This window comes from Streptosporangium sp. NPDC048047 (assembly GCF_040653115.1).
In the GTDB taxonomy this organism is placed as follows: Bacteria; Actinomycetota; Actinomycetes; order Streptosporangiales; family Streptosporangiaceae; genus Streptosporangium.
Map to the genome: position 1 here is coordinate 1 of NZ_JBEZNH010000108.1, position 7,568 is coordinate 7,568.

The 7,568-nt window shown below is 67.5% G+C and carries 7 protein-coding genes; 1 reads left to right on the forward strand and 6 read right to left on the reverse strand.

Features of this window, described 5'->3' with window-relative positions; genetic code table 11:
- Positions 1-124: 124 nt before the first annotated feature.
- Together AB0D67_RS38600 and AB0D67_RS38605 are read right to left on the reverse strand one after the other, a co-directional pair.
- Positions 125-949 carry a GNAT family N-acetyltransferase gene (locus AB0D67_RS38600; RefSeq protein WP_362947260.1) on the reverse strand — a complete coding sequence of 275 codons (825 nt, stop codon included), beginning with the start codon at positions 947-949 and terminating at the stop codon, positions 125-127.
- A 58-nt stretch (positions 950-1,007) separates the two neighbouring features.
- Positions 1,008-1,211 carry a hypothetical protein gene (locus AB0D67_RS38605; protein ID WP_362947263.1) on the reverse strand — a complete coding sequence of 68 codons (204 nt, stop codon included), beginning with the start codon at positions 1,209-1,211 and terminating at the stop codon, positions 1,008-1,010.
- 137 nt (positions 1,212-1,348) lie between these two features.
- On the opposite strand from AB0D67_RS38605, the gene AB0D67_RS38610 reads away from it, so the two are divergent.
- Positions 1,349-1,834 carry a hypothetical protein gene (locus AB0D67_RS38610; RefSeq protein ID WP_362947265.1) on the forward strand — a complete coding sequence of 162 codons (486 nt, stop codon included), beginning with the start codon at positions 1,349-1,351 and terminating at the stop codon, positions 1,832-1,834.
- 65 nt (positions 1,835-1,899) lie between these two features.
- Here AB0D67_RS38610 and AB0D67_RS38615 read toward each other — a convergent pair whose 3' ends face one another.
- From AB0D67_RS38615 to AB0D67_RS38630, 4 genes are all read right to left on the reverse strand, one after another.
- Positions 1,900-2,106, reverse strand: coding sequence for a hypothetical protein (locus AB0D67_RS38615; protein ID WP_362947268.1), 207 nt, complete (start codon positions 2,104-2,106; stop codon positions 1,900-1,902).
- A gap of 358 nt (positions 2,107-2,464) precedes the next feature.
- Positions 2,465-5,287: an N-6 DNA methylase gene (locus AB0D67_RS38620; protein WP_362947271.1), complete on the reverse strand. Its 2,823-nt coding sequence runs from the start codon at positions 5,285-5,287 to the stop codon at positions 2,465-2,467.
- 97 nt (positions 5,288-5,384) lie between these two features.
- Complete coding sequence (locus AB0D67_RS38625) at positions 5,385-6,053, reverse strand: RloB family protein (protein ID WP_362947274.1); 669 nt, start codon at positions 6,051-6,053, stop codon at positions 5,385-5,387.
- Positions 6,050-7,285 (reverse strand): ATP-binding protein, encoded by a 1,236-nt coding sequence (locus AB0D67_RS38630; protein WP_362947276.1) that lies wholly within the window; start codon positions 7,283-7,285, stop codon positions 6,050-6,052. The genes AB0D67_RS38625 and AB0D67_RS38630 overlap by 4 nt, the downstream gene beginning before the upstream one ends.
- Positions 7,286-7,568 lie beyond the last annotated feature (283 nt).

Sequence of the window (7,568 nt, forward strand, 5' to 3'; positions counted from 1 at the left end):
GGCGCCACGCCTGCTAGCTGGGGAAACTCATACACCACCTCCGTGGACGCAACCCTGTAAGACGTGTCGGCGGCTTCCGAGAGGTGATCAGGCAGCTCACCGCCTGATCGTCGTAGCCGTCTCTCTACCTGACGCGCACGCGGGTGAAAATCCGCTCTCCTGGGTCGGACTGGATGCGGAAAGGAAGGCCGAGGCGGTCGCGGAGACTGAAGACCGCGCCCTCGTCCAGGACGGTGAAGCCTTGGCGGGCGTAGAAGGTCTCCAGGCCGCTGCCGGTGCGGAACTGGCCGTAGGCGGCACCGAAGCCGAGCTGGAAGTACAGGTGCAGGCAGCGGGTCAGCAGCGCCGAGCCGATGCCCTGGCCGCGCGATGGTTCATCGACGGCCACGGCCCGGATCTTCATCACTGCGGTCAGGGCATCGATCATGATCTCGAAGGGGATGCCCCGGTCGGCGGCGTTGGCCACGACCGCCGGAGGAAGACTGACCGCGTGCAAAGCCGCGACCACGCGGCCGCCACGGTCCTGGACGACCAGGGGAGCCGACAGGCCCGCCATGGCGCAAAGCGCGGCTTGTTCGGTTCGCGCACTGATCACCTCGAGGAATCGGCGCCGCATGGCGTGTGGTCCGTCGGCCAGGCCCACAGGTAGCAGCCAGCCGAGCATCCCCTCGCGTACCGCGGTCAGAAGAGCGTCCTCGTGCGCGGCGCCGGACATCTCCACCAGTTCCAGCCAGCGGTCGGCCTGGCCGTCGGCCAGCATGCGGATCTTCGTGCCGTTCGGGCCCGACCATCCGTGCGCGAGACGGTCCGGGGAAATGGCCGGGATGCGGTCAGTGCGGCCGGGCGTCTTGCGTCGGGAGGCCATGGCCGGACCGTACCCGTCTTCGCGTGATCGTCTGGAGTGATGACCGGCATCGGACATCGCGACCGGCTTCGTGTCCCCCGGCACCGGCACGCTCGTCTCAGCGCCCCGGGGCCGCAGCCCCCTCATCGCGGAGCTGGCCCCGCTACACGTCCGCGGTCGCCCGCACCCGCAGGTCCGTTGTCGGCCCCAAGCCGCGCACCAGCGCCGCCAGGTTTCGCCACAGCGCCGCGTCGCTCGATCCGCCCCGCCTCGACGCTGTCCGGCTCTTCAGCCACCTGCGCACCCCGTACGTTGGGGGCAGGGTGCCGGGGCGGGTCACCTGCTGTCCGGTGATGAGGAGTCGCACACGCGGCGCCGGTGCCGTGGCCTCATCCGGCCACGCCTCCTGCCGGGAATGTGACGCCCGCGGGTAACCGCCATACCCCGCACAAGCGTCTGAAGATCACCAAGACATCGAGCCCACCCCAGCCAATGGAGACCCCCATGCCCACCCCCTTCTTCCGCCGCCTGAGGATGAGCCTCACCGCCGGAGCGCTGGCCGTCGCCCTCACCTCCTGCGGTGGAGCGAGCACCGACCTGGACGCCGCCGGCGTCATCAAGGCACTTGCCGACAAGGGCCTGCCGGTCTCCCCCACCGTGACCTACACAGCCGACGACGACCCGAACAAGCTCCTCGGCCGCCCCAATGGCTACACCTCCAAGGCATCGTTCACCGACCAGCGGGTCGACGCCGCCAAGGTCGCCGGGGCCAAGAAGGGCGACGTCGAACTCGGCGGCAGCGTCGAAGTATTCGACGACGCCGACCAGGCGGAGCAGCGCGCCGACTACATCCAGCAGATCGGCAAGAAGATGCCGATGCTCAGCGAGTACGACTATGTCGTGGGGCCGGTGTTGGTGCGGGTGTCGAAGGAGCTGACCCCGGACCAGGCGAAGGCGTTCGACACGGCGCTGGGCGAGATCGTGGATTGACAGCCCGCGGTGACGCCCTTGCCCCGGGAACGGGGCGGGGGGTTGCCGCGTCTGCCTGGGGTGGATCACTTGATCGGGTGAGGATGGCAGGCATGGATCCTGAGCTCGGCGCCGCCATCGCGGGGGCCATACGCCTCGAGCAGCTTCTCGTGGAGGCCCGGCGAGCCGACGCAGCCAGCCCTCCGGGCGAATTCGATCAGGCCGCCGATGTCGCGAGCGGCGATCAATTCCCGTGCTTGCGGAGAACGCCACACGCTGTCAGGTACGTCCATCGCGGCTCCCGGAGGTCACCCGGCTGTGCCTGGCCGGCTGCAATGACGTTCCGCGACCGGGCCACCTCGGCGGCCGCCGGCGCCTTCTATCGAGCGGTCTCGGCGGCGCGCGCGGGCTTCGGCGACGTTGAGATCTCATCGGTCCAGGTGAGCGCGGCATCCAGGTCAGCCAGCGCGGCCTGCAGTGCGGCGATGTGGTCGGGCTGCTCGGCGACCGCCGCGGTGGTGCGCCGCTGTTCGGCGGCCAGTGTGGCCTATAGGCCATCGCCTTCGGCTCCGATTCGGGCGGCGGCCCGCTCCGGACTCTCCTGCGGCCGAGGTTCTCCACCGGCCGCCCGATGTCCGTTCCGGCGGTGCGTCAGTCCACGTAGGTGACCGACATCCTCCCCTTCCTCAAGTCGCCGATGAGTGTCTGCTTGATCAAGCGCAACTTGGCCAGCTGAACCCGCCTTCCACTGAGCTTTCTGCTGATTTCCGCGATCTCGGACACAACCCGACGCTGCGCGTCCATTTCCGGCAGGTCGAAGTCGAGGTCGCGCAGACGTTCAACGGACAGCAGGCGCGAGAACGGACTGGGCGTGGCGAATGAGTCGGCCCGATGGGTGACGGCATGGCGCAACCACTCCGCCAGATAGCCGGGAAGAAGCCGCTGGTCGTCGACGGTGAGACGCATGACGTCGTTGGAGAACGTCGCCTCCGGCAGGTCGCCGTGCCAGACCGACGCGCCTTTCCCCATGATGTCGAGAAGGACGTCGCCTTCACAGAGAAGATCTCTTTCCGCCGCCGGCTCGGTTCGATACCGAAGGCTCCCCAGGTCCATCTCGCCGTCACCGAAGTTGCTCGCCCGCACGACCGGCAGCCCGTGGACGTCGAGACTCACCGGTCCAATGACGCCGTACCGGATCGATTTGACGACCTCACCCAGCGGGACGCGCTCGCACTCCCAGGACGAGCCAGGCACCGGGCTCACCAGGGGAAGGAGCACCGTCTGCCGATCGATGTCCAGCTTGGCGATCTCCGCCTCGACGTCCTTCTCAGTGTCGATCACGGCGTGGATCCTGCGGCCGACGCGGTGGCGGACTCCTACACGGTGCGTACCGGAGTCGGCGAAGTCCCAGGGCTCCTGCCTGGCCCACTGGCCGTACAGAGAGGGCGAGACGGCGGCTCCCGTCAGCCGGAACTCGATCTCCCGGAACGAGAGCGCGTACTTTTTCTCCCACCCCCGATATGTCTCGATGAGTTCACCGCGTCTGCGCACGACGAAGTCATTCAGCCCGCCCCGCAGGCTCTCGCGCAACGCCCGCAGGACGACGTCCTGCTCGGCCGCCGAGGCGAATCCGTGCTCGGCCACTGCCAGCAGGCGGTGTTTGTTTTCCGCCCACCACTCGGCGATGGCATCCGCCACGGCGTGCCGATCCAGCGGACCGGCCGCCGCTCCGGCGAAGATCAACGTCAGCTCGCCACGCGTCCGCATCAGCGCGCTCCTGCGTTCCCCCGAACTGCGGTCCATGTCCTGTCCCGGCGGCCCGGCGAGGTCCACCAGCCGCCTGGCGAGGATCGTCCATCCCTCCTCGAAGGCCTGCCACAGGGCGTCCTCGCGTGGCCGGGCCAGCTCCGCGAGCCGATCCGGGCCCGGACGCCGCCCTTCGGGCAGGAAGTCCAGGTACGGGCCGTGGCCGCGCTTCCGCTCCATGAAAAGATCCAGCGGGCCGATGCCGTACGAGGCGAGCAGGTCCGTTCGCGCCGTCACCTCGGCCCGAGGCATTCCGCCTTCCAGATGAGCGTGCACGTCCTGGGATTCCGGAGGCGGGGTGTTGTCGACGTAGCGGCGGATGTCGAGGCTGAAGTCGTTCTCACGCAACTCCTCGATGTCGACGACGCGGGCGAAACCGGGGATATCCCGGTAGTCGTCGAAGGCAGAAATGATCTTTTCGACGTGCCGGGGGGCGAGGTGGTTGCGCCAGCGGACCGAGGTGTACTCACGGTCGGCGTTGACGAACAGTACCTTGCCGCGCCGTTCCTCCTCACGCCGGGCACTGCCGCGCAGGATCAGGACGCAGGTGGGGAGACCGGTGCCGTGGAGCAGGTTGGGGGGCAGGCCGATGACCGCTTCGAGATGGTCCTCTTCGAGGATGCCCCGGCGGATCATCTTTTCCGCACCGCCCCGAAAGAGCACACCGTGCGGCGCGAGCATGGCGCCGAGGCCGGTGGGGGTGAGTACGGCCAGCACGTGCTGGACGAACATCAGGCCCGAAGTTGACGTGTGGCCGTATCGGAAGCGCTGGTCCTGGGGCCTCAAGTCGGCCAGGTCGTGCCTCCGGGAGAAGGGCGGGCTGGTGAGCACCCGGTCGAAGCGCATCAGCTCGCCGCCCTCGACGTGCCGGGGCGAGGTGAGAGTGTCCCCGTGCCGGATGTCGGCGTCGAGGACATTGTGCAGGGTCATGTTCAGCTTCGAGACGGCCCAGGAGCCGCCGTTGTTCTCCTGCCCGTAGAGGAACAGGTCGCGGGCGTCTTGGCCCTGCTCATCGACGTACTCCCTGGCGTGGACGAGCATGTCGCCTGAGCCCGAGCACGGGTCGTAGATCCGCATGCCTTGCTGGGGCTTGACCAGGCGGTTCATCATGCGGACCACGCTGACCGGGGTATGGAACTCACCTCCCCACTTGCGGCCTTTGTCGGCGAGCTCGCCGATGAGGTATTCGCAGGCGGCGCCGAGCAGGTCGGGAAACTCAAGATCATCGTTGCGCAGCCGACAGCGGTCGAAATGGCCGACGAGCCGCCGGATCTCCCTGTCGGAGACCCCGATGCCGCCAGTTCGCCATGCGAAGCCGATGGGCTCGAGAGCGTCTCTGAGCGCGCTGTTTCCCCCTATCAGGTCCATCAGCGCCCTCTCGAAGAGGTCCTCCACCTCCTTTTCACGTGACCGGGACACGATGAACGGCCAGCGCGCCCGCTCCGGCACGAAGAACACGTCCTGGTACGGGGATTGCGGAGCTCCGCCTTCGGTCCTTCTCTCCCCGGTGGCCTGTTCACGCATCTCGTCGAACCGGTCGGAGCAACGCTTGAGGAAAAGCACGCTGAGAACGCGACGGCAGCGTTCGGTGGCCTCCGTCCTGCTGCCAAGGATGTCGGCCGCCTCAGAAAGGTGTAGCTCCAGTTGCCTGAGGCCGAGCTTGGCCACGTGAGTTCCTCCCGCACCGCTTCGTCCGGATGTGCGCCTGAGCGCATAGGAACCTTAAGGCAATCACCCAGATCCCGGGCAGACACGCAGGAGAAGGTCAGTACTCCTCGACGCCCATTCCTTCCTTCACGAACCGGTAGACGTCGGTGTAGGGGTCCCTGCTGGGAAGTGCCGTGTGCTCGGGATGCCGGCCGTTCATCTGCTCCGCGTTCCTCCGGGCGATCGAAAATCTTTTCTCGATCTGGTCAGGAGTGACGTATTTGATGCCGCCCAGCACCTGGCTGAAGGCGGGGGGGAGCCGTACTTCGGCCTGCCTGCAGACGCCGCCGAAGGTGCCGGTAACCGATTTGAGATGCGACAGCCGCCAGACTTCGAAGCAGGGATTGGAGAAGGCGATCTCGACGCCGCTCTTGCCGGCTCGCGCCAGCAAACCGGTCAGCTCGTTTCGTTCCCGGCCGTCGTGATCGAAGATGCACCACACCTGCGTCCTCAGCCTCCGGGGCAGCCCCGCCCTGTCGTCCTCGTGCCGTTTACGCTCCAGCAGCTTGATTGCCGCGGCAACGAGATCGGAGGGCTTGCGGTCGGCGTCCGACACTTTCTGGTTGGCGAGGTGGATGTTGACCTTCACCTCCACCAGGCTCTTGATCGCCTCGATGTACGTGGGCTCGGTGACCCTTCCCTCAGTGAAGACGTAGATGGAGCGTCTCCGCCCGTTGCCTCCGTGCGCCGGGACAAGAGCCTCCTTGCCTTTCGCTTTCTTGATCATCGGCGCCGCTCCGACTCCCATGCGGCCGCCATCCGCCTGGCGATCTGCCCCTCCAGCAGGTCGGGCACCGCGCCGAACGCCCCTTCCAGGTATGACACCGTCAGGTTCTCCTCCTCACTCGGCTGTGCCTGCGTCAGGGGATACAGGCGAGTGGCGCCGCCGGTGTCCTTCTCCGTCAGCCAGATCTGCTCCGGCGCCAGCAGGCGTTCACCACTCGGGCTGCCCAGTAGGGTCACGTCGTGCGAGGTGAAGATCAGCTGCGCGCCCGCCGGGTTAGCGTCGGGGTCGGCGAACATGCGAACGACCTCGGCCGCCATACGCGGGTGCAGACTACCGTCCAACTCGTCGATCAGCAGCACCGTCCCCTCCTGCAAGGTCAGCAGCATCGGACCTAGCAGAGCGAACCAGGACCGGGTTCCGAAGGACTCTTGATGCCAGTCGAAGGCGACGTGCCCGCCGTCGGCCGCCCGGTGCAGCAACCGGACCGTGTGCTGCTTTCCCGGCTCCTTCCCGAGGTCGGCGCCGATGACGCCCAGATCTGCAACCTGTAGCAACTCCTGAATCCGCAGGCCGCGCTCACCTTCCAGTTCCCTCTGGGTGAACCGCCTGCGGTCCTCCGGCTCCACCTCCGGGCCGATGAAGCCAAGGTTGCGCTGGAACCAGCGGAAGAGGGACGACAGCTGCGGATGGTTGTCCGTACCGGCGACCGACAACAGCAGCGCGTCGGGGCGGGTGCGACGGGCGAGCTGGGTCCGGTCCCGGACCCGGTCGCCGGGCCAGCGGTAGGGATTGGGCCGGGAGGCGTCCCTGTCCAGCCACTCCTGGCGCCGGCCCCGCGGATAGCTGTGCACCCACTCGGCCTCCACTCGCTCCGCCCCCAATTCGAAGCCGTACGTCCAGCGCACCTCGTCGATGATGACGTCGACCTCGAAAAAGGACGGCTCGTTCGCACACGTGGGATCCAGGGCGAAGAGGTGACGGGGGATGCTCGGCAGCGAGGGCCAGAGCGCGTAGGAATCCAGTACGGCGTTCCGCATGTCGCGCAGGGCGGCGAGCAGGTTGGACTTTCCCGAGGCGTTGGCGCCGAAGACACCGATCAGTGGGTACACCCCGACGGTTCCGTCGGCCAGTCCCACTTTGCGGGCGGTGGCCGCCTCGGCGGGGGCGACCAGCGTCAGTTCCTGCTCCTTTCGCAGCGAGCGCACATTCGCGGTCCGAAACCTCAGCAACATGCCATCCACCTCACGCGGCACAGCGTAGCGGTCGGGGCCTTCGGCATTCCGATCACGACGCCTGATGGCGTCTCCGTCCGACGCGCCGTCGCACAGCAGGCCGGCGCGGCCCACCGCAGCCAGGGGCAGGTCCGGTGACAGGCCGGGACAGACGGTGAGCGCCAGCAGGGTGCACTGCCGGTGCATCGCAGCGCTGGTGACGAGCTCCGTTCCTCAAGCTGCGCTCTAAGTACTCCAGCATCACTTTGTGACCTCTGGCTGTCTTCGCCGATAGTGGCTGATC